This is a genomic window from Kitasatospora sp. NPDC087271, assembly GCF_044744605.1.
GTDB lineage: Bacteria > Actinomycetota > Actinomycetes > Streptomycetales > Streptomycetaceae > Kitasatospora.
Genome location: NZ_JBIUYQ010000002.1, coordinates 257682 through 280090, shown reverse-complemented (window position 1 = coordinate 280090; position 22409 = coordinate 257682). Strand labels below are relative to the sequence as shown.

At 75.5% G+C, this 22409-nt stretch carries 16 protein-coding genes; 15 read left to right on the top strand and 1 reads right to left on the bottom strand.

The genetic code is table 11. The annotated features are described in order from the left end of the window. Positions 1-333: 333 nt before the first annotated feature. The 5 genes from ACIO9K_RS04385 to ACIO9K_RS04365 all read left to right on the top strand — a co-directional run bounded on the left by ACIO9K_RS04385 (position 334) and on the right by ACIO9K_RS04365 (position 3465). Positions 334-1134 (top strand): type II secretion system F family protein, encoded by an 801-nt coding sequence (locus tag ACIO9K_RS04385; RefSeq protein ID WP_400327025.1) that lies wholly within the window; start codon positions 334-336, stop codon positions 1132-1134. A 17-nt stretch (positions 1135-1151) separates the two neighbouring features. Next, positions 1152-1913 (top strand): type II secretion system F family protein, encoded by a 762-nt coding sequence (locus ACIO9K_RS04380; protein ID WP_400327023.1) that lies wholly within the window; start codon positions 1152-1154, stop codon positions 1911-1913. 139 nt (positions 1914-2052) lie between these two features. Then, positions 2053-2325 carry a DUF4244 domain-containing protein gene (locus tag ACIO9K_RS04375; protein WP_400327020.1) on the top strand — a complete coding sequence of 91 codons (273 nt, stop codon included), beginning with the start codon at positions 2053-2055 and terminating at the stop codon, positions 2323-2325. 292 nt (positions 2326-2617) lie between these two features. Beyond that, positions 2618-2977 carry a TadE family type IV pilus minor pilin gene (locus tag ACIO9K_RS04370; protein ID WP_400327017.1) on the top strand — a complete coding sequence of 120 codons (360 nt, stop codon included), beginning with the start codon at positions 2618-2620 and terminating at the stop codon, positions 2975-2977. Continuing rightward, positions 2965-3465, top strand: coding sequence for an Rv3654c family TadE-like protein (locus ACIO9K_RS04365; protein WP_400327014.1), 501 nt, complete (start codon positions 2965-2967; stop codon positions 3463-3465). Before ACIO9K_RS04370 ends, ACIO9K_RS04365 begins: the two co-directional genes overlap by 13 nt. 57 nt (positions 3466-3522) lie before the next feature. Here the strand turns inward: ACIO9K_RS04365 and ACIO9K_RS04360 are convergent, their stop codons facing one another. Beyond that, positions 3523-5991 carry a DEAD/DEAH box helicase gene (locus ACIO9K_RS04360; RefSeq protein ID WP_400327011.1) on the bottom strand — a complete coding sequence of 823 codons (2469 nt, stop codon included), beginning with the start codon at positions 5989-5991 and terminating at the stop codon, positions 3523-3525. 221 nt (positions 5992-6212) lie between these two features. Between ACIO9K_RS04360 and bldG the strand changes: the two genes are divergently transcribed. The 10 genes from bldG to ACIO9K_RS04310 all read left to right on the top strand — a co-directional run bounded on the left by bldG (position 6213) and on the right by ACIO9K_RS04310 (position 22342). Beyond that, positions 6213-6554, top strand: coding sequence for an anti-sigma factor antagonist BldG (bldG, locus tag ACIO9K_RS04355; protein ID WP_049659132.1), 342 nt, complete (start codon positions 6213-6215; stop codon positions 6552-6554). A gap of 166 nt (positions 6555-6720) precedes the next feature. Then, positions 6721-7140 (top strand): ATP-binding protein, encoded by a 420-nt coding sequence (locus tag ACIO9K_RS04350; protein WP_350882018.1) that lies wholly within the window; start codon positions 6721-6723, stop codon positions 7138-7140. A 447-nt stretch (positions 7141-7587) separates the two neighbouring features. Continuing rightward, positions 7588-8310, top strand: a complete 723-nt coding sequence (locus ACIO9K_RS04345; RefSeq protein WP_363623087.1) for a hypothetical protein — start codon at positions 7588-7590, stop codon at positions 8308-8310. A 140-nt stretch (positions 8311-8450) separates the two neighbouring features. Then, complete coding sequence (locus tag ACIO9K_RS04340; protein WP_400327006.1) at positions 8451-9983, top strand: methyltransferase; 1533 nt, start codon at positions 8451-8453, stop codon at positions 9981-9983. Between the two features lie 208 nt (positions 9984-10191). Then, positions 10192-10650, top strand: a complete 459-nt coding sequence (locus ACIO9K_RS04335) for a DUF3592 domain-containing protein (protein WP_400327003.1) — start codon at positions 10192-10194, stop codon at positions 10648-10650. Positions 10651-11040: 390 nt separating this feature from the next. Next, complete coding sequence (topA, locus tag ACIO9K_RS04330) at positions 11041-13923, top strand: type I DNA topoisomerase (RefSeq protein WP_400327000.1); 2883 nt, start codon at positions 11041-11043, stop codon at positions 13921-13923. A 236-nt stretch (positions 13924-14159) separates the two neighbouring features. After that, positions 14160-17666, top strand: a complete 3507-nt coding sequence (gene tmk, locus ACIO9K_RS04325; protein WP_400326997.1) for a dTMP kinase — start codon at positions 14160-14162, stop codon at positions 17664-17666. 226 nt (positions 17667-17892) lie between these two features. Further along, positions 17893-19104, top strand: coding sequence for a DNA polymerase III subunit delta' (locus ACIO9K_RS04320; RefSeq protein WP_363623153.1), 1212 nt, complete (start codon positions 17893-17895; stop codon positions 19102-19104). Between the two features lie 281 nt (positions 19105-19385). Beyond that, positions 19386-20519, top strand: a complete 1134-nt coding sequence (locus ACIO9K_RS04315; protein WP_363623097.1) for a hypothetical protein — start codon at positions 19386-19388, stop codon at positions 20517-20519. 140 nt (positions 20520-20659) lie between these two features. After that, complete coding sequence (locus tag ACIO9K_RS04310) at positions 20660-22342, top strand: alpha/beta hydrolase (RefSeq protein ID WP_400326994.1); 1683 nt, start codon at positions 20660-20662, stop codon at positions 22340-22342. Positions 22343-22409: the final 67 nt, after the last annotated feature.

Below are 22409 nucleotides of genomic sequence, written 5' to 3'. Positions count from 1 at the left end.
CGGGGGCGCGGGCGGTGGAACTCGCGTTCGTCCTGCTGCTGGGCGGTTGTGCGGCGGGCGCCCTGACGCTGCTCGGGGTGTGGAACGGGAAAGACCGACGACCGGGAGGTTCCTGACGTGATGGGTGATCAGAGTTCTTTCTGCTGGGCATTGGTGTTGTGCCTGGTGGCCTTCGCTGCGTGGCGTGCGGTGCAGGAGCAGCTGCCGGGTGGGCGGCGGTACAGGCTGGTGCTGGCCGGCGGCGGGCCCCCGCCCGTTCCGGTGCCGGGCCCGCCGGCGGTGACCACGGGGCGCGCTCGGCCGCGACCGTCCGGCTGGAGGGCTCCCGAACTGTTGCTCCTGCCCGCAGGGTTGGCCGTCGGGCAAGCGACCTCCTCGCCGCTGCCGGTGCTCGCCGCCGGGCTGGCCGTGCTGCCGCTGCGGCGGTGGCGGCTGCGGCGGCGCGTGACGGTGGAGGCCGGGCGGCGGGCGGCCGCCGTGGTGGAGCTCTGCGCAGGGCTGGCAGGGGAGTTGCGCAGCGGGGCGACGCCGGAGCAGGCGTTGTACCTGGTCACGGCCCGCCTCGCGGCCGACCCGGACGGGCTGCGCAGGCTCGGCGAGGAGCCGGTGGCGCGGCTCGCGGCGGGCCGGTACGGCGGGGACGTGCCCGCCGCGCTGCACCTGCTCGCCGAACTGCCGGGCGGGAGCGGCGCGTCGGCGATCGCGGCCTGCTGGCGGGTCGCGTCCGACGGCGGGTCGGGGCTGGCCGTCGCGCTGGACCGGGTGGCGGAGGCGCTGCGCGGCGAGCGGGCGCTGGCGGAGGAGATCGCCGGGGAGCTGGCGGGCCCGCGGACCACGATCGCCGTCCTGGCCGCTCTGCCGGCCGCCGGGCTGCTGCTGGGGGCGGCGCTCGGGGCCCGGCCGGTGGGCGTCCTGCTGCACACGCCGGCCGGGCTGGGGTGCCTCGCCGCGGGGGCGGCACTGGAGGGGCTGGGCGTGCTCTGGACGGCGCGCATCGTCCGGGCGGCGGCCCAGGGCGCCTTGGAGGCGCCCCGGCGGGCTGCCGGGGCGCGGGGCGCTGGTGGTGGCGGGAGCTGCGGGCTCTCACGGGTACGGGCGCGGGTGCGGACACGGGCGGAGGTGGTGTCGGGGTGAATCGGGGAGTCGGGTGGGTGATCGTCGGGGGTCCGGTGGTGGTGGCCGGCGCGGTGCTGGTGCGCGGGTGGGCGCGACAGCGGCGGGCGCTCGGCCGGGTGTTGGCGCGGGTGTCGCCGGGGGCGGGGGTGGGGGCGTCGGCTTCTGGTGGTGGCGGCGGTGGCGGGCGGTGGCGGCCCGTGGCCCTGGCGGTGGGCGCCGGGGCCGGCGCGGCGGTGCTGCTCGGCGGCGCCGTCGGGGTGGTCGTCGGGGCGCTGCTTGCGGCGGGTGTGCACCGGTGGTCGGCCCGGGTGCGGTCCCCGACGGAGCGGCGGGCGGTCCTGGAGGAGGAGCTGCTGACCAGGCAACTCCCGCTGAGTGCGGAGCTGTTGGCGGCCTGCCTCGGTTCGGCGGCCTCACCCTCGGCAGCGGTGTCGGCGGTCGGCCGGAGCGTGGGGGCACCGATGGGGCCCCGGCTGGTCGCGATCGGTGCCGAACTGGCCCTGGGCGCACCGCCGGAACTGTGCTGGAGCCGTCTGGGCGAGCAGCACCCGTCGCTGGCCCCGCTGGCGCGCTGCCTGGTCCGGACGAGCCTCGGCGGGGCTCCGGCGGCCGGGCCCTTGATCGGGCTCGCGCAGGGGCGGCGGACGGCGGCAGCCCGGGCGGCCCACGCCCGGGTCCGCCGGGCGGGGGTGCTCGCCACCGCTCCGCTCGGGCTCTGCTTCCTCCCGGCCTTCGTCCTGATCGGCGTGGTGCCGGTCGTCATCGGCCTCACCACCCGCTTCGCCCAGGGCGGGTGAACGAGGGCCGCGCCAAGCGGATCGGCGGCGGATCCGTGGGCAGCGGCGTCGGCGGCAGCCGCGTAGACGGCACCGGGGGCATCGGTACGGCGGGGGCATCGGTATTTCGTATTTCGTATTTCGGAGACAGGAGAGATTCATGACCGCAGTGATCGCAACGAGGCCCGGCAGCGGGCTCGCGCTCCGGCACGCGCCCGGGGTATGGCGGCGCAGGAGCCGCTGGGCGGCCCACCGGATGCGCGGGATGGCCCGGAGCCGGGGCCGGTCGGACGCCGGGATGACCACGGCGGAATATGCCGTCGGCACCTTGGCCGCGTGTGCCCTCGCGGCCGGGCTGTACAAGGTGGTGACCAGCGCGACCATCATGGGGGCGCTGACCGATTCACTGGAACGGGCGCTTCATGCGACCTAGCGACCGTCCACGAACTCCCTTCTGCGCGGCGGCGTTGGGGAGCGCGTCTCGTCGCGCTGGCGTAGGCCGCCCGGCGGCCCCCGGCCTTCGGCCGGGAGGTGCCCCCACCGCGTCCTGCCCCTCCGCAGCCGTTCGGTGCACGCACCCCGACGCCGCCGCGCACCGCCTCCGGGCGGATGGCGGGAGGCCGAGGGCTCACCCCGGCCTGGCGGCGGCACGTGGTGGTGGGCGGGCGTGGTCGCTGCGGCCGGGCCGGCGCGGCGATGCGGGCTTCGTCACGGCGGAGACCGCGGTGGCCCTGCCAGCGCTCGTCCTGCTCGCGGCGATGCTGATCTGGGGCGTGCTGGCGGCGGCCGCGCAGATCCGCTGTGTGGACGCGGCCCGGGTCGGGGCCAGGGCGGCCGCACGCGGGGAGGCGGACGCCGCCGAACTCGCCCGCGCGGCCGCGCCGCCGGGGGCTCAGGTACGGGTGGCGATGGCGGCGGAGGTGGTGCGGGTGGAGGTGGACGCGCCGTGCGGGGCGCCGGGCAGGCTCGGCGGGCTGCTCGCGGTACGGCTGGGCGCGACCGCGGTGGCGGCGCGGGAGGACACCCTCGTAGGGGTCACGGGAAGTGCGGGAATCGCGGGAGGTGGTGGTTCATGGCCGGCCTGACCGGGGTGCGGTCGGGGGCGCGGTGGTGGGCGAGGACGCGTACCGCCCGGGCGGCCGCCGTCGGCGGGCGCGGGCCGGACGCCGGTTCGGCGACGGTCTGGCTGCTCGCCCTGGCGATGCTCGGCACGGCGGTCTTCGCCGGGACGATCGCGGTCGGAGCGGTGGTCGCCGCGCGGCACCGGGCCGAGTCGGCCGCCGACCTGGCGGCGCTCGCGGCCGCGGACCGGCTGCTGCTGGACCCGGACGGCGGGTGCGGGCGGGCCGAGGGGATCGCCGCCGCGCAGGGCGCCGGCCTGGTGTCCTGCACGGTGGACCGGACGGGGGACGCCGTCGAGGTGGTGGCCGAGGTGACGGTCGGTGGGCTGCCGGCGCGTCTGCCGGTCGGTCCGGCGCGGGCGAGGGCGCGGGCCGGGCCGGTGCGGGCCGCGGTCACCGCCGCCGAGGACGGCCTCGGCGGGCCGGCCGGCGGGTCGGCGGCGGGCTCATGAGCCGGTCGGCGGCCCAGCGTCCGCGCTCGGCTCGGGCTTCGCCCCGGAGTTCGTCTCCTAGCCCTTCTCGGAGTCCGTCCCGTGGTCCGCTTCGGAGCTCGCTGAGGAATCCGCTGAGGAGTCCGCTGAGGGGCCTGTGGAGGGGCCTGCTGAGGGGTCCGCCGTCCCGGAGCCTGCTTCCCCAGAGCCTGCTTCCCCGGAGCCTGCCGTCCTGGGGGCGCCGGCCAGCAGGACGTCCAGCAGTTGGACGGCCGCGGCCTTGTCCAGCGGTTCGTTCCCGTTGCCGCACTTGGGTGACTGGACGCAGGACGGGCAGCCGCGCTCGCACTCGCAGGAGGCGATCGCCTCGCGCGTGGCCGTCAGCCACTCGACGGCCCGCTGGAAGCCGCGTTCGGCGAAGCCGGCCCCGCCCGGGTGGCCGTCGTAGACGAACACGGTGGGCAGTTCGGTGTCGGGGTGCAGCGGGACGGAGACGCCGCCGATGTCCCAGCGGTCGCAGGTGGCGAACAGCGGCAGCAGGCCGATCGAGGCGTGTTCGGCGGCGTGGGCGGCGCCGGGCAGCTGGTCGAGCGGGAGGTCCGCGTCCAGCAGCTGGTCCTCGGTGACGGACCACCAGACCGCGCGGGTGCGCAGCGTGCGGGGCGGCAGGTCGAGCTTGCTCTCGCCCATGATCTCCCCGGTGGAGATCCGCTTCCGGAGGTAGCCGACCACCTGGTTGACCACCTCCACCGAACCGAAGCTGAGCCGGCCCTCGCCCCAGGCAACGGTGGTGTCGGTGTCGAGCACGGAGATGGAGGTGATGTCGCGGGCGGCCGTGGTGTACGGCGGGTCGGCCGGCTCGACCAGGGCGACCGAGTTCTCCAGGTCGAGTTCCCGGACCAGGAAGGTGCGGCCCTGGTGCAGGTGGACGGCCCCGGTGTGGACGGTGGTGTGGGCGGCCGCGGCGTCCACCGTGCCGAGCAGCCGGCCGGTGTCGGCCTCGACGATCTGCACCGGGCTGTCGCCGCTGCCGCGCAGGTCGACGGCGTCGGCCGCGCGTTCGCGGCGGGTCCAGTACCAGGAGCCGTCGCTGCGCCGGCGCAGCAGGCCGCGCCGTTCCAGGACGAGCAGCAGCGGTGCGGTGGAGGGGCCGAACAGCTCCAGGTCGGCGTCGGTGAGCGGGAGTTCGGCGGCTGCCGCGCACAGGTGCGGCGCGAGCACGTGGGGGTTGTCCGGGTCGAGCACGGTGGCTTCGACGGGCGCTGCGAACAGCGCCTCCGGGTGGTGCACCAGGTAGGTGTCCAGCGGGTCGTCCCGGGCGATCAGGACGGCCAGCGCGCCCTGGGCCTCGCGGCCCGCCCGCCCGGCCTGCTGCCAGAGCGAGGCCCGGGTGCCGGGGTAGCCGGCCATCAGGACGGCGTCGAGGCCGGAGACGTCGACGCCGAGTTCGAGGGCGGAGGTTGAGGCGAGTCCGAGCAGTCGGCCGGTGTGCAGCGCGCGTTCCAGGGCCCGGCGTTCGTCGGCGAGGTATCCGCCGCGGTAGGCGGCCACCCGGTCGGCGAGCGGTCGGCCGAGCTGGTCCTGGGTCTGGAGGGCGACGAGTTCGGCGGCCCGGCGGGAGCGGACGAAGACGACGGTGCGGGTCTGGCGCTCGACCAGGTCGGTCAGCAGGTGCGAGGCCTCGGCGGTGGCCGTGCGGCGGACGGGCGCGCCGTGTTCGCCGACGTTCTCGGTCAGCGGCGGCTCCCAGAGGCCGAAGACCATCGGCCCGCGCGGCGAGGCGTCCTCGGTGACCGCCCGGGCGGGCAGGCCGGTCAGACGCTCGGCGGTGGCGGCCGGGTCGGCGGTGGTGGCGGAGGCGAGCAGGAAGGTGGGTGACGAACCGTATCGGGCGCAGACGCGGCGCAGCCGCCGGAGCACCTGGGCGACGTGCGAGCCGAACACGCCCCGGTAGCTGTGGCACTCGTCGACGACCACGTAGCGCAGCACCTTGAGGAAGGAGGCCCAGCGGGCGTGGGCGGGCAGGATGCCGCGGTGCAGCATGTCCGGGTTGGTGAGCACGTACGAGGCGTACTGGCGGACCCACTCGCGTTCCTCGGGCGGGGTGTCGCCGTCGTAGAGGGCGGGTCGGACCCGGGGCGGGGCTAGTTCGGCGGCCCGCCGGCGCTGGTCGGCGGCGAGCGCCTTGGTCGGGGCGAGGTAGAGCGCGGTGGCGCCGCGGCCGTTGCGGGCCTCGGTGCCCTCCAGCAGGTCGCTGAGGACCGGGGCCAGGTAGCCGAGCGACTTGCCCGAGGCGGTGCCTGTGGCGATCACCACAGTCTGACCGCTTTTGGCCAGTTTCATCGCTTCTGCCTGATGCGCCCAGGGCTGCTCCACACCGACGGCGAGCGCGGCGGCCACGATCTCGGGCCGGATCGACTCGGGCCACGGCGCATAACGCGCAGGTCGGGCGGGAAGGTGCTCCGTATGGGTGAGCCGGTCGGACCGCCCCCGGCTGGTGGACAGGGTCGTGAGCAGTGCCTCGGGCAGGCTGTGTCGGGGCGGCATGAGGACCCAGTGTGTCACCGGCGTGACGGAGAATCGTCGTAAGCCATCGTGCGGGCATGGTCGCAGGTGGTTGAATGTGGCCGTGACGGCCGGATGGCCGTGGGTCGCAGCGCCGAGGCTTGCCACGTGTGGCTGGGCGCGCCCGGGCTCGCGACCATGCGGTGGCGGCCGGCCGGCCGAGGATCGCACATGACGTAGCAAGGCAAGGTGCTGGAGGTTCCGTGGACCTGTCCCTGTCGACCCGTTCAGTCGGCGATCGTACGGTCGTCGAGGTTGGCGGCGAGATCGATGTGTACACCGCCCCGAAGCTGCGGGAGCAGCTGGTCGAGCTCGTCAACGACGGCAAGTACCACCTCGTCGTCGACATGGAAGGCGTTGACTTCCTCGACTCGACCGGCCTCGGTGTGCTGGTGGGCGGTCTGAAGCGGGTGCGTGCCCACGAGGGCTCGCTGCGCCTGGTCTGCAACCAGGAGCGCATCCTGAAGATTTTCCGCATCACCGGCCTGACCAAGGTCTTCCCGATCCACACCTCGGTGGACGACGCGGTCAACGCGACCGACTGACGCGGCCGGGCCGGCCCGTGCCCGTGGAGGCCGGCCCGTTCGTCCCACGCGTCCGGGGTGCCGGGGCCTGCGGGCCCCGGTGCTTCCCCGGCCGCCCCGGGGCCGGTTCCGCCGGCCCGCAGGGGCCGCATCGTCGGCCCCGGTCGGAGCACCCCGAAGGGGAGAGATGGCAACCGTCGAACTTCGATTCAGCGCGCTTCCGGAGCACGTGCGAACGGCCCGGCTGGTCGCCGCGGCCGTCGCGAGACGGGCCGGGGTCGACGAGTCGGTGCTCGACGAGGTACGGCTCGCGGTCGGTGAGGCCTGCTCCCGCGCGGTCGGCCTGCACCAGCGCGGCGGCATCGGCGGCACGGTCCGGGTCGCGTTGACCGACCAGGAGAAGCGTTTCCTCATCGAGGTCGAGGACGAGGCCGGCCCCGCTGCCGTCCCGGCCCCCGGCGCCGCCGAGGAGGCGGACCCGGACGAGGACACCCTCGGCCTCGCGGTGATCACCGGCCTGGTCGAGGACCTGGAGGTCACCAACGGCACGGACGGCGGCCTGATCCGGATGAGCTGGCCGGTCTCGGTCGAGTCAGTGGTGGTCTGAGGGTCCGACCTTCGGCATGCCTCGTGCGCCCCGGGTGGTCCGGGTGTCGGTCCAGTCCTCCGGGACGCGTTGACACGTTGTTGAACCTGGCGGTTCGTTGCTTCCGGCACGACCGGGTCCGATCGGTGATCGGACCCGTCGCGACAAGGAAGGCGCTCCGGGCCGAGCTGCCGATCTGCTCCTCGGTGAGCGCCTGGGGCGAAGAGGTCTGCTTCGGCACGCCGGTCAGCGTGCCGCGCGCCGTCCGGCCCGGCTATCCTTCCCGCCCGATCCGCGTCGAGTCCGCCCGATCCGCGTCGAGTCCGCCCGATCCGCGTCGAGCGCGCCTGAGCGGGGCCGGGCACCCGGTGGGGGCAACCCGAGGTCCGGGAACCGGGCGCCAGCCGGCGGACATCGGCCGTGTAGGTTCGACGACCGAAGACGACCGAAACCGAAAGGCCTCTCCCGGTGAACAAGCGACTGCTGGCCGTACCCGTCCTCGGCGCGCTGCTCGCGTTCGGTGCCGTCGGCTGCGGCGACGACAACGGCAAGCAGCTGGAGTCCTGGGCGTCGAACGTCTGCGGCTCGGCCAAGGACCCGATCGTCCAGGCGCAGGCCGCGCTCGCCGACACCGCCCAGGTGAAGACCGGCGAGACCCCGACCGAGCTGCAGAAGCGGCTCTCGACGGACATCGGGCGGCTGGCCAAGACCAACCAGGACATCGCGGCGGCCATCACCGCGGCCGGGGTGCCCAAGGTGAAGGACGGCGCGAACCTGCAGAAGGACGCCGTCGCCGAGTTGACCAAGGCGGCCGACGGCTATCAGGACATCCAGAAGAAGCTGGACGCCGTGACCAACACCGACCAGTCGAAGTTCGCGGACGGCCTGCGCAGCATCTCGGACCAGATCCAGCAGCTGGCCTCGCTGTCCACGCAGGCGCAGGGCAAGCTGCAGCGCGGCGACCTCGGTGCGGCCATGGCCAAGCAGGACGGCTGCAAGCCCGCCGCCGCAGCCCCGGGCGGCGCGTCCGCCACCCCGAGCGCCGGGGCGCCCGGCGGGACGCCCGCGCCCGGCGCGACGGACGGCGCGAGCCCGTCGACCGCCCCCTCCGCGGGCACCGACACCACCCCGGCGAGCCCGCCCGCCGCCCCGCCGACCACCCCGACCACCCCCGTGCCCAGCGCGAGCTGAGCCCGGGGCCCGTCGGGCTCCCGGCGCCGGTCCGGAGGGTGCCCGACCCCGCCCCCGACCCACCCTCGACCCGCCCCCGACCCCCTCGACCCGCCCCGGACCCGGCGGCCGCCCGGTCCGGGGCGGGGGACAATGGCGGGGTGATCAGTAGCCCCGTTCTCGACCAGACCCGCCTCGCCAAGTTGCGTGAGGCGCTGCTCGCCGCCTCGTTCACCGCCGATGGCTGCCTCGACCTGCTCGGGCCCACCGGCTATGCGGCGTTGGCCCGTAGCGAGGCCGTGCCGGCGCTGCGGGCGACCAGGGGCGGCAGCCCGCTGGAGACGCTGGTCCGGCTGTTCCTGCTCCAGCAGCCGGTGCCGTACCGGGCGGCCGCGGCCGCGCTGCCGGTCGAGGACTGCCTGGCCGACGGCTGGCTGCGCTCCGACGGTGAACTGGTGCGGGCGACGGTGGACGTCCGGCCGTACGCCAACGAAGTGGCCGGGATGGACAGTTCGGACGCCTGGGTGGTGTCCGACCTGGGCTGCGCGGTGGGTGGCGCGGGCGGCATCGGATCCGGCGAGACCGCGCACGGGGTGGCCCGCAAGGACCTGGTGCTCGGGGTCGGCGGCGCGTCGACGACGCTGGCCAACATCACCGTGCGCCGTCCGGTCCGGTCCGCGCTGGACCTCGGTTCGGGTTCCGGCGTGCAGGCGCTGCACGCTGCCCGGCACGCCGGGCAGGTGACCGCCACCGACCTGAACCCTCGCGCGCTGCGCTTCTCCGAGCTGACCCTCGCGCTGTCCGGTTTCGAGCGGCGGGAGGCGCTCGCCGGCAGCCTCTTCGAGCCGGTCGGGGAGCGCCGGTTCGACCTGATCGTCTCCAACCCGCCGTTCGTGATCTCGCCGGCCGGCCGGTTCACCTACCGCGACGGGGGCATGGCCGGCGACGACCTGTGCCGCAGCCTGGTCCGCTCGGCCGCCGACCACCTGGAGCCGGGCGGCTACTGCCAGTTGCTCGCCAACTGGCAGCACGTCAAGGGCGAGGACTGGCACGAGCGGCTGGCCGGCTGGGTGGCGGGCACCGGGCTGGACGCCTGGATCGTCCAGCGGGAGGTCCAGGACGTCGCCCAGTACGCCGAGTTGTGGCTGCGGGACGGCGGCGATCACCGCGGTCCGGGCGGCGACTACCAGGCCCGGTACGGCGAGTGGCTGGACGCCTTCGAGGCGGGCCGGGTCGAGGGCATCGGCATGGGCTGGATCACCCTGCGGGCGAGCGGCGCGGAGCGTCCGACCGTCCGGGTGGAGGAGTGGCCGCACCCGGTGGAGCAGCCGCTGGGCCCGCACATCGAGGAGTGGTTCGACCGGCAGGACTTCCTGCGTTCGCACGACGACGCGGGCCTGCTCGCGACCCGTTACGTGCTGGCCGACGAGGTGGTCCAGGAGCAGGTCGGTGAGCCGGGCGCGGAGGACCCGGAGCACGTGATCCTGCGTCACAACCGGGGCATGCGGCGGGCCACCAAGGTGGACACGGTGGGTGCCGGTTTCGTCGGGGTCTGTGACGGTTCGCTGTCGGCGGGCGAGATCGTGGACGCCATCGCGCAGTTGCTCGGCGAGGACCGGGTGGTCCTGCGGGACCGGGTGCCCGAGTCGCTGCGGCTGCTGACCGAGCAGGGGTTCATCCGCCCGGCGGGCTGACCCGGCGCACCTGACCCGGCGCACCTGGCCCGGCGCCCTCGGGGTGGTGCCCCGGCGCGGTGCCCCTGGCGGGGGCGGTCGGCGCCGGTTCACCTTCCCGTGCCCCCCGGTTCGTCCGGCGGTCTCCGGTCGGCCGCCGCGCGTTGGCCCCCTGCTGCGAGGCTCTGTCCACAGGCTGTGGACAGAGCTGGGGAGCCGGGGGCCAGGGGTGGACACGACGACGGCGACGGTGGGCGGGGTGGTGCTCGCCCTCTTCGGTGGCGTGCTGCTGCTCTGGTGCGCCGCCGAGGTGCGCCTGCGCCACCGGGTCCGCCGCTCGGGGGCGCCGGCGGTGGCCACGGTCGTGGCCGAGGACGAGGCGCACGGCCAGCTCGACAGCGCCCCGTTGCTCTCCTTCTCCGTCCTGCCCCCGGTCGAAGGAGCCGGGGCGGGCCGGATCGCCGAACTGGTGCTCACCCGTCCGCGCGGACACACCCCGCTGCGCCGTCCGGACCGCTTCACTCCGGGCGCTCCGGTGCGGATCTGCTACGACCCGCGCCGCCCGAGCCGGGTGGTGCTGGCGGCCGGGGAGGTCCGCCGGGCCGCCGTCGCCGACCTGCTGTGGAGCGTGCTCGGCATGGGTTGTCTGGCGGCGGGCGCCGGGCTGCTCGCGGCGGTCAACGGCTGAATCCGGGGCGTACGCCCGACCCCGGTCGGGCTCGCCGGGAACCGGTGGCCGGCGCTCTGCGGAGGCCCCGCCGCAGCCCTCCGCGGGGCCGTCGATATTCCGTTGACAGATTTTGAAATCCGTCATTCCATCCTCCGGAACCCGCCGAAGCCCCCCTCCACGGGGCGCGAACCTCCGTCATCGGGTTACCGTTCGAGTGGCGTCGGTGAGCCCGGCAAAGTGAAAACGCGGGATCCTTCCGTTTGACAAGGGTGGCCGGGGTACGGTCACACTCCGCTGGTGGGGTCGTCGTACAGCGGCAGCCCCGGGACGGTGGAGGGGTCGGGCGGAGCGCAGCCCGTGCTGCCGGCGCCGACCAGCCCACATAAGGACCGGGAGAGAAGAGCGAAGGTGTCCCCGAGCAGCGAGACCGCGCACGGACAGCGACTCGTCATTGTCGAGTCGCCGGCCAAGGCGAAGACGATCAAGGGCTACCTGGGCCCCGGCTACATCGTCGAGGCGAGCGTCGGGCACATCCGCGACCTCCCCAGCACCGCGGCGGAGGTCCCGGACAAGTACACCGGCGAGGTGCGCCGCCTCGGGGTGGACGTCGACCACGACTTCGCCCCCATCTACGTGGTCAACGCGGACAAGAAGTCCCAGGTCAGCAAGTTGAAGTCGCTGCTCGCGGAGTCCGACGAGCTCTTCCTCGCCACCGATGAGGACCGCGAGGGCGAGGCCATCGCGTGGCACCTCCAGCAGGTGCTCAAGCCCAAGGTGCCGGTGCACCGGATGGTCTTCCACGAGATCACCAAGACGGCGATCCAGGAGGCGGTGGCCAACCCGCGCGAGCTCAACCAGCGCCTGGTCGACGCCCAGGAGACCCGCCGCATCCTCGACCGCCTCTACGGCTTCGAGGTCTCGCCGGTGCTGTGGAAGAAGGTCATGCCGAAGCTCTCGGCGGGCCGGGTGCAGTCCGTCGCGACCCGGCTGGTGGTCGAGCGCGAGCGCGAGCGGATCGCCTTCCGCACCGCCTCGTACTGGGACCTGGTCGGCACCTTCGGCACCGGCCGCACCCCGGCCGACGCGGCCAACCCGGAGACCCTCGGCGCCCGGCTCTCCTCGGTGGACGGCAAGCGGATCGCCACCGGCCGCGACTTCGGCTCGGACGGCCGGCTGAAGGCCGGCAGCGCCAACACGCTGCACCTGGACGAGCAGGCCGCCCGGCAGCTGGCCGCCGCCCTGGAACAGACCGCGTTCAGCGTCCGCAGCGTCGAGTCCAAGCCCTACCGCCGCTCGCCGTACGCGCCGTTCCGCACCACCACGCTCCAGCAGGAGGCCAGCCGCAAGCTGGGCTTCGGCGCCAAGCGGACCATGCAGGTGGCCCAGAAGCTGTACGAGAACGGCTTCATCACCTATATGCGCACCGACTCCACCACGCTGTCGGAGACCGCGATCTCCGCCGCCCGCGCGCAGGTCACCCAGCTGTACGGCGCCGACTACCTGCCGGACGCCCCGCGCACCTACGCGAGCAAGGTCAAGAACGCGCAGGAGGCGCACGAGGCCGTCCGCCCCTCCGGCGACCGCTTCCGCACCCCCGCCGAGACCGGCCTGACCGGCGACGACTTCCGGCTCTACGAGCTGATCTGGATGCGCACCGTCGCTTCCCAGATGAAGGACGCGGTCGGCCAGTCGGTGACCGTCAAGGTCGGCGGCGCGTCCGCGGACGGCCGTGACGTCGAGTTCTCCGCCTCCGGCAAGATCATCACCTTCCACGGCTTCCTCAAGGCCTACGTCGAGGGCGCGGACGACCCGAACGCCGAGCTGGACGACCGCGAGCGCCGGCTGCCGCAGGTCGTCGAGGGCGACCCGCTGGCCGCCGAGCAGCTCACCCCCGAGGGCCACGCCACCAAGCCGCCGGCCCGCTACACCGAGGCCTCGCTGGTCAAGGAGCTGGAGGACCGGGAGATCGGTCGCCCCTCCACCTACGCGTCGATCATCGACACGATCATCCAGCGCCGGTACGTGTTCAAGAAGGGGACGGCGCTCGTCCCGTCCTTCCTCTCCTTCGCCGTGGTCAACCTCCTGGAGAAGCACTTCGGCCGGCTGGTCGACTACGACTTCACCGCCAAGATGGAGGACGACCTCGACCGGATCGCGGCCGGCGAGGCCAAGTCCGTGCCGTGGCTGAAGCGCTTCTACTTCGGCGAGGGCGACGGCCACGCGACCGGCGGCGCCGCCGAGGCCGGCAACGGCGACGGCGACCACCTGGGCGGCCTGAAGGAACTGGTCACCGACCTCGGCGCGATCGACGCCCGGGAGATCAGCTCGTTCCGGATCGGTGACGGCATCACCCTGCGGGTCGGCCGCTACGGCCCGTACGTCGAGCGCGCCTCCGACGTCGAGGGCGAGCCCGGCCAGCGCGCCGACATCCCCGACGACCTGCCGCCGGACGAGCTCACCGTCGAGCTGGCCGAGGAACTGCTGGCCAAGCCCAGCGGCGACTTCGAGCTCGGCCCGGACCCGGTCAGCGGCAACATGCTGGTCGCCAAGGACGGCCGCTACGGCCCCTACGTGACCGAGATCCTGCCCGAGGGCACGCCCAAGACCGGCAAGAACGCGGTCAAGCCGCGCACCGCCTCGCTGCTGAAGACGATGTCGCTGGACGCCGTCACTCTGGAGGACGCGCTGCGGCTGCTCTCGCTGCCGCGTGTGGTCGGCGCCGACGCCGAGGGCGTGGAGATCACCGCGCAGAACGGCCGCTACGGCCCGTACCTCAAGCGCGGCACCGACTCCCGCTCGCTCACCAGTGAGGAGCAGATGTTCACGGTCACCCTGGAGGAGGCCCTGGCCATCTACGCCCAGCCCAAGCAGCGAGGCCGGGCCGCCGCCGCCCCGCCGCTCAAGGAGCTGGGCACCGACCCGGTCAGCGAGCGCCCCGTCGTGGTCAAGGATGGCCGCTTCGGACCGTACGTGACCGACGGCGAGACCAACGCCACGCTCCGCAAGGACGACGAGGTCGAGACCATCACGCCGGAGCGCGGCTACGAGCTGCTCGCCGAGAAGCGGGCGCGCGGGCCGGTGAAGAAGACGGCGAAGAAGGCCCCGGCCAAGAAGACGACCGCCAAGAAGGCGACGGCGACCAAGACCGCGGCCACCAAGACCGCGACCGCGAAGAAGACCGCCGCCAAGAAGACCGCGACGAAGGCGACGGCGACGAAGGCGACCGCGGCGAAGAAGACGGCGGCCAAGAAGACCGCCGTCGGGAAGGCCGCGGCCACCGACGAGGGCTGATCTCCTCCGGATCCTCCGGCAGGGGCTCCGTCGGTGCCGCTGCCGGCGCCTTCGCCGGCGTCTCCGCCAGTGCCTGCCAGTGCCCGCCAGTGCTCACGGGCCCGCGACCCCACCCCGGGGACGCGGGCCCGAGGCCGGTCGGACGGTGTGCGCGGAACGTCACAACCCGGTGATGAGCGGGATCCGGAACCCCGTTCATCTCATTCCGGTCAACCTCAGCCCGCTACGCTGACCGTATGACGAGCGAGGAGCAGCCCACCCCCAGCGCCGCCCCGGCCGCCCGCGACGCCACGTCCGGGCTGCCCGAGGTCGCGCCAGCCGGGACCCCGGTCGACCGGGCTCGCGCGCTGCTGCGGACGCGCCCCTACCGGCGCCTGTGGACCACCCAGCTGATCGGCGGCACCGCTGACCGGCTCGGCCTGCTGGTGCTGCTCGCGCTCACCGTGATCGCCGTCGCCCTCGGCGGCCGGTTCGGCGACCTGCCGCGCAGCCTCGCCTTCGCCGTCACGGCGGTCCTCGCCGTCCGGCTGGCGGCCACCGGGCTGGTCGGCGTCGCGCTGCTCGGGCCGGTGCACCGGCTGGTCGCCGGCCGGCTGGACCGGCGCTGGACGCTGTTCGGCGCCGACGCGCTGTGCGCCCTGCTGATCGGCCTCGCACCCTGGTGGACCGTCTGGCTGGGCTCCGGCCCGAAGCCCTCCGGCGCCGCCGCCTACGTCCTGCTCGCCACGGTGTTCGTCACCGGTGCCGCCGAGCGGGTCCGGGGGATCGCCAAGGACGCCGCCGTCCCGGGCCTGCTGCCGCCCGCCGATCCGTACGCCCCCGCCGCCGAGCAGCGGCCCGCCGCCGCCCACCTGGACACCGTCCGGAGCATCGACCGCTTCACCGGCTGGGCCACCCTGCCGCTCGCGGCCGCCGGCCTGGTCGCCCTCACCCTGCTGAACAACATCGGCGCGGCGCTCGGCTCGGACTGGCTCCGGGCCCACCAGCTCACCCTCGCCGCGCTCGGCGCGGCCGGCCTGTTCGCCGCCTCGGCCGCCCGCGACTACCTCCAGCAGCTGCCCGTCGGCCCGGTGGCCGTCGCCCCGCACTCGCCGCTGCAGGGCCTGCGCGCCCCCACCGACGCCACCCCCGGCCCCGCGCTGAGCAAGGGCCGAACCGGCAGCGCCCCGTACTTCACCTTCGCCGTCGCCGCCGGGTACGCCTCGATGGCCGGCGTCGCCGCGCTCGCGCTGCTCACCGCCGCCGAGCACCGGGCCGGGCCGATCGGCTACGGCCTGCTGGTCCTCGCCGCCACCGCGGCGCCCGCCCTCGGTTCCCGGCTCACCCGGGCCACGCTGCCCGCGCTCTCGCGCCGCCGCCTGCTCGCGCTGGCGCTGCTCACCGAGGGCGTGGCGCTGATCCTGGCCGGGCTGGTGCTGGACTTCGTCCTCGTCCTGGCCCTCACCGTGCTGGCCGGCCTCACCGCCGGGATCGTCGTCTCCGCCGGGCGCACCCTACTCGGCCAGGAGGTCGAGGAGGCCCGGCTGCCGAAGGTCACCGAGCACCTGTACGCGGTGCTGCGGGTCGTGGTCGGCGCCGCGCTGGTCGTCGTCCCGCTGATCGCCGCGGCGTACGGGGACGTCGAGTACGGCACGGTCGAGCCCGGCTCGTTCACCTTCATCCACGGCGGCGCGGCTCTCGCCGTTGCCACCTCGGGGCTGCTCACGCTCGTCCTCGCCGCCGTCGTCCTGCTGCGGACCGACGACCGGCGCGGCACCGCGCCCTTCGGCCGGGACCTGGTCGACGCGGTGCGCGGCGCCGTCGGCCCGGCCCCGCGCCAGGGCGCCGGCACCGGCTTCTTCATCGCCCTGGAGGGCGGCGACGGCGCCGGCAAGTCCACCCAGGCCCAGGCGCTCGCCGAGTGGATCCGCGGCAAGGGGCACGAGGTCGTGCTCACCCGCGAGCCCGGCGGCAGCCCGGTCGGCCAGCGGCTGCGCGGCCTCGTCCTGGACGTCGGCAACACCGGCCTGTCGCACCGCGCCGAGGCGCTGATCTACGCCGCCGACCGGGCCGAGCACGTCGAGAACGTCATCCGGCCGGCCCTCGCCCGCGGCGCCGTGGTGATCACCGACCGGTACATGGACTCCTCCATCGCCTACCAGGGCGCCGGGCGCGACCTGGCCGCCACCGAGGTCGCCAGGATCTCCCGCTGGGCGACCGGCGGGCTGCTGCCCGACCTGACCGTCGTCCTGGACGTCGACCCGACCAGGGCCCGGGAGCGCTTCACCGAGGCGCTCGACCGGCTGGAGTCCGAGCCCACCGAGTTCCACCAGCGGGTCCGGGCCGGCTTCCTCGCCCTCGCGGCCGCCGACCCGGCGCGCTACCTGGTCGTCGACGGCAGCCAGGCCCCCGGCTTCGTCACCACCGCGATCCGGCACCGGCTCGACCGCGAGCTGCCGCTCTCCGAGCAGGAGAAGGCCGCCCGCGCGGAGCAGGAGCGGCTCGCCCGCGAAGAGGCCGAGCGCCGCGCCGCCGAGGAGGCCCGCAAGAAGGCCGAGGCCGAGGCCGCCGAGCGCAAGCGGCAGGAAGTGCTGGCGCAGCTGCGGGCCGAACAGGCCGAGCAGGAGCGGCTGGCCAAGGAGGAGGCCGAGCGGGCCGCCGCCGAGGCCCGGCGCAAGGCCGAGGAGGAGGCCCGCCGCCGCGCCGAGGAGGAGGCCGAGCGGAAGGCCGAGGAGGACGCCCGGCTGGCGGCGGAGGCCGCCGAACGCAAGCGCCTCGCCGACGAGGCGGCCGCCCAGGCGGAGCTCCAGCGGCAGCGCGAACTCCAGCGCGAGGAGCAGCGCCGCCGGGCGGAGGAGGCGCTGCAGCGGGCCGAGGAGGCCCGGCTGGCGCAGGCCGCCGCGCTCGCGGCCGCGGCTGCGGCGGCGCAGACGGCGGCGGATCGGGCGGCGGCGGGTTCGGCGGGCCTGGCGGGTTCGGCCGGTCCGGCGGGTTTGGCGGGTTCGGCGGGTTCGGCCTCAGGCTCGGCTGCTGGTCAGGCTGCTGGTTCGGCTCCTGGGGATGCCGTGACCACCGAGCTGCGGGCCGTCCGGGACGTCCCGGGGGCGGGGTCCGTGGGCACTCCCGGGCCCGGTGGGACCGACGAGGCGACGCGGGAACTGTCGCTGCGGGACAGCCGGGCGGCCGTCCGGGCGGCGGAGGCCGCCGACGAGACCGCCCAGCTGCCGGTCGTCCCGCCGACCGCCGTGGACGAGACGGCCGTGCTGCCGAAGATCACGGAGGAGGCGGACCGGACCGCTGTGCTGCCGCGGATCGAGCCGGGGCGTCCGGCGCCGGAGCATCCTGTGTCGGAGCGTTCTGCCCCGGAGCGCCCGGCACCGGGCCGGGTGGAGCCGAGCCGTGCGGGGGCGGGTCGTACCGAGGCGGGCCGTACCGAGGACCGGGTGCCGCCGGGGCTGTGGCGCGAGGAGCCGGTGGACAGCACCCGCGAGCTGCCGGTGGTCGGCGACGAGCCGCAGCCCGCCGACGAGTCGCAGGCCACCGCCGAGCGACCCCGGCCGGAGTGGGCCGAGGAGACGCCGATGGACGACCTGCCGAGCCTCACCGACACCCTGCTCGGCTCGCGTGACGAGTGGGCGCGCTGGAATCACGGCGGCCCGGCCCCGCAGGGCCCGCGTGGCGGCCAGGACCGGCCCGCCCCCGGGGGCGACCAGGGCGAGGGCGGCGGCAAGGGCAAGGGCCGTCGCTGGGGCCGTCGGGGCTGACCTCGGGCTGCGGCGGTACGGACGACGGCAAGGACAGCGGTACGGATGACGGGCGGCGTCGTCGGGGTGGAGAGCCCCGGCGGCGCCGCCCGTCGCCTTCGGCGTCGGGGCGCCTCCTTCGGCGTCGGGCGCCCCGGAGGGCGCCGTGGCTGTCGGAGCGGACACGTATGCTCGACGGCGGGGAAGAGGCGCCGGGAGCGCTGCCGTACGGAGCTTGGGAGCAGCAGTGGCCGTCTGGGACGACCTGGTGGGCCAGGAGCGGGTGGTCGAGCAGCTGACCGCCGCCGCCCGGTCGGCCGGGGCGACGATCGCGGCCGGCCGCGGAGCCGGCCCGCAGCCGGGCGGGAACGCCTCCCTGATGACGCACGCCTGGCTGTTCACCGGCCCGCCCGGGGCCGGGCAGGTCACCGCTGCGCGCGCGTTCGCCGCGGCCCTCCAGTGCACCAGCCCGGACCTCGCGCTCGGCGGTACGCCCGGCTGCGGGTTCTGCGACGGCTGCCACACCGTGCTGGCCGGCAGCCACGCCGACGTCAAGTACGTCCGGACCGACGGCCTGTCCATCGGCGTCGGCGACATGCGCGAGCTCGTGCTGCGTGCCTCCAGCTACCCGACCGGCGGCCGCTGGTCGGTGATCCTGGTCGACGCCGCCCACCGGCTCACCGAGGCCGCCGCGAACGCGCTGCTCAAGGGCGTGGAGGAGCCCTCCCCGCGCACCGTCTGGCTGCTCTGCGCCCCCTCCGTCCAGGACGTGCTGCCGACCATCCGTTCGCGCTGCCGCCTGCTCGTCCTGCGCACGCCCGCCGCCGAGGCCGTCGCCGACATGCTGGTCCGCCGCGACGGCGTCGACCCGGAGACGGCCCGGCTGGCCGCGCTCGCCGGGCAGGGCGACGTCGGGCGCGCGCGCCGCCTCGCCGTCGACGACCAGGCCCGCACCCGCCGCGCCGAGGTGCTGCGGATCCCGCTGGAGGTCGCCGACATCGGCGGCTGCCTGGCCGCCGCCCAGCGCCTCGTCGACACCGCCAAGGCCGACGCCGAGGCGCTCGCCGAGACCCAGGACGCCAAGGAGACCGACGACCTGAAGGCCGCCTACGGCGCCACCGAGGGCAGCAAGGCGCCGCGCGGCATGGCCGGGGCGGTCAAGGAACTGGAGAAGCGGCAGAAGAGCCGGGCCACCCGCACCCGCCGGGAGACCCTCGGCGTCGCACTGCTCGACCTGCTCGGCTTCTACCGGGACGTGCTCGCGCTGCAGCTCGGCTCCAGCGGCACCCTCGCCAACGAGGACCAGCGGCAGGCCCTGAACCGGGTCGCGCAGGAGGGCCCGCCGGAGAGCACGCTGCGCCGGATCGAGGCGGTGCTCGCCTGTCGGCAGGCGTTGGACCGCAACGTGGATCCGCTGCTCGCCGTCGAGGCGATGACGGTGGCGCTGCGCGCGGGCTGAGCTGAACCGCGCTGCCGCACTGCCGGGCCGCCGGGCCGCCGGGCCGTTCGGGGTGGGCCCGTCGGGCTGAACGCCCGGCGTAGGCCCGGCGTAGGCCTCCCGGAGCCGTCCCGTTGTCCCACCTTCGAGTGAATGATCGATACGCGCCGGGCACACCCGCGTGTGACCGTCCGCCCGTTGTGCACGCTGGGGGCCGACTGTGCCCCGGTGCCGGGGCCGTCGCCCCCGTACGGCACCGGGTCCCGTCCGGCGCCGGCCCTCCTCCCGAGGCGGTGCGTCCCGTGGTTCGTTCGCTCCTCGTCATTCCTCTGCTGATGGCCGCGCTGGGCGGGATCTGGCTGGCCCGCGGCGCGCTCCAGCGCTGGCGCGACCTGCGCGCCGCCGCGACCTACGAACTGGCCGGTGAACGCTGGCCGATGCTGGTGCGGGCGGCCGGAGCGATGATCTGCGGGGTCTGCGTCACCGCGTTGACGCTGCTCACGGCGCTCGGGGCGTTCGGCGGCCTGGCCCCCCGCGGCCAGGAATCGGACCGGGCCGAGCCGGTGGTCGACGCGGCGGGTACGGGCCAGGGCGGGGGACCGGCGGTCCGGCAGCAGCCGGCGCCGCCCGTCGTGGCGGAGCCGGCCGCGGCCTCCGCCGCCCCGTCGGCCGCCGTGAGCCACTTCGACGGTGTCGGCCAGCCGGGCGGCGGCGAGCTGCTGCAGTCCGCCGTGCCCGGTCCGGACGGGCAGCCGCGCACCGTCCGGGTCTGGCTGCCGCCGCAGTACGCCAAGGAGCCGAACGCGCGCTTCCCCGTCGTCGTGATGCAGGCGGCCACCCCGCGCAAGACCGCCGACGCCGAGGTCCCGGACGTCTTCGAGGGCCTCACCGCGGCCCTGCAGACCGGCCGCGCCCGCCCCTTCATCCTGGTCGCCCCCGAGGCGCCGAACGGCACCGCGCACCCCTGCGACCTGGTCGCCGCCGCGCCGGCCGCCGTCGCCGACGACGAGACGCTGCGCGCCGCCATCGCCGCCTCGTTCCGCATCCTGGCGCCCGGCCCGGCCTCCTGGGGCACCCTCGGCGTCGAGGGCGGTGCGCCGTGCGCCGCCGCCGCCGGGCTGTCCCGCCCCGACCTGTACGGCGCCGCCGCCGCGGTGTCCGGCCGCTACGACGCCGCCGCGCTCACCCAGGCCGGAGCCGAGGCCCCGGCCGGCAGCGCGGCGAAGCTCCTGCTGGCCGCCGCCAAGGCCGACACGGCCGGGTTGGACGCGGCCCGCAAGCTCCAGGCCGCGCTCACGGCCGGGGCCGGACCGGCGGCCAAGGCCGAGGTGAAGATCTCCGACAACGTGCAGGACTACACCCCCGACCGGGAGCGGATGCGGCTCGTCCGGCAGGCGGCGCAGTACCTGGCCGACGCGCTGGCCAAGGCGTCCTGAGTCGCCGTCCCGGACGGGGCGTCGCCGCCCGGTGCCCGTAGCGGGTGCCGGGCGGCGTGCTGTGGTGCAATGCGAGTCGGGTCGCCGGGCGACGACCCTGGGTGACGATCGAGAGGGCTCGGATGATCGCGAGGGGTCGGATGAGGGCCACCGGGCGGGTACTGGCGGCGGCGCTCGCCGTCGGGCTGCTGGCGGGCGGGTGCGGTGCGGGTTCGTCGGGTTCCTCGGGTTCCTCGGGTTCGTCTGGTTCGACGAGCTCGTCGGGTTCCTCGGGTTCAGAGGGTTCAGCGGGCTCAGCGGGTTCGTCCGGGGCGGGGGGCGCCGGGCCGTCCAGCCCGGCCGCGCCCGGGGTCACACCGCTGGAGCCGCTGCCCGCCGCCGTCCCGGCCGGGCTGGCCCCGTACTACGCGCAGCGGCTCGACTGGCAGCCGTGCGACGGCGGATTCGAGTGCACCGCCTTCCGGGTGCCGCTGGACTACGACCGCCCCGGCGACGGCGACCTCACCCTGGTGGCGGCCCGCGCCACCGCCGTCCCGGCAGGCTCGGGCTCGGGCTCCAAGGAGGGGGCCGGGGGAGGCCGGCTCGGCTCGCTGCTGCTCAACCCCGGCGGGCCCGGCGGCTCGGCGGTCGAGTACCTGGAGGCCACCGCGCGGACGTACGACAGCGGCGTGCGCGCCCGGTACGACCTGGTCGGCCTCGACCCGCGCGGGGTCGGCCGCAGCAACCCGGTCACCTGCCTGAGCGGCGACCGGATGGACGCCTACACCGCCGTCGACCTCACCCCCGGCGACCAGCACGGAATCGACGCCCTGGTCGCCGCCGACAAGGAGTTCGCCGAGGGCTGCCGCCAGCGCGCCGGGGCGGCGCTCGGCCACCTCGGCACCGTCGAGGCCGCCCGCGACATGGACGTGCTGCGCGCCCTGCTCGGCGACGAGCGACTGAACTACGTCGGCAAGTCCTACGGCACCTTCCTCGGCGCCACCTACGCCGGGCTCTTCCCCGGCCGGGTCGGGCGGCTGGTGCTGGACGGCGCGGTGGACCCGTCGCTCGACTCGGTCACCGGCAACCGCACCCAGGCCGGCGGCTTCGAGACGGCCTGGGCCGCCTTCGCCAAGGACTGCGCCAAGCACGAGGACTGCCCGCTCGGCCGCACCGAACAGCAGATCGGCGAGCAGCTCACCGCCCTGCTCGCCACCGTCCAGGCCAACCCGCTGCCCAGCACCGACCACGGCCGGCGACTCACCGAGGCCCAGGCGACCACCGGCGTCATCCAGGCCATGTACGCCGACTTCCTCTGGCCCAAACTGCGCACCGCGCTCACCGACGCCAAGGCCGGCGACGGCACCAGCCTGCTGAGGCTCTCCGACTCCTACTACGGGCGCGAGGCGGACGGCTCGTACCCCAACCTGATGTTCGCCAACACGGCGGTGAACTGCCTCGACCTGCCCGCCCCGTTCGCCGGGCCGGAGGACGTCCAGCGCGCCGTGCCGGACTTCGAACAGGCCTCGCCGCACTTCGGCCGCGACATGGCGTGGATGGCGCTGGCCTGCACCTACTGGCCGGTCCGGGCCACCGGCACGGCGCACACCATCCGGGCCGCCGGCGCCGCCCCCATCGTCGTCGTCGGCACCACCCGCGACCCGGCCACCCCGTACGCGTGGGCCCAGGCGCTGGCCGGGCAACTGGAGTCCGGACGCCTGCTCACCTACGACGGGGACGGCCACACCGCGTACGCGCACCACGACGCCTGCGTGGATGGCGCGGTCAACCGCTACCTGCTGGCGGGCGAGGCACCGGAGCCGGGCGCGCGCTGCACCCGGTAGGCGGGATGGTTTCCGCTTCAACCGACCGCCGGTGCGACGTTACGATGAGCGCCCCCCGCCCTCATCC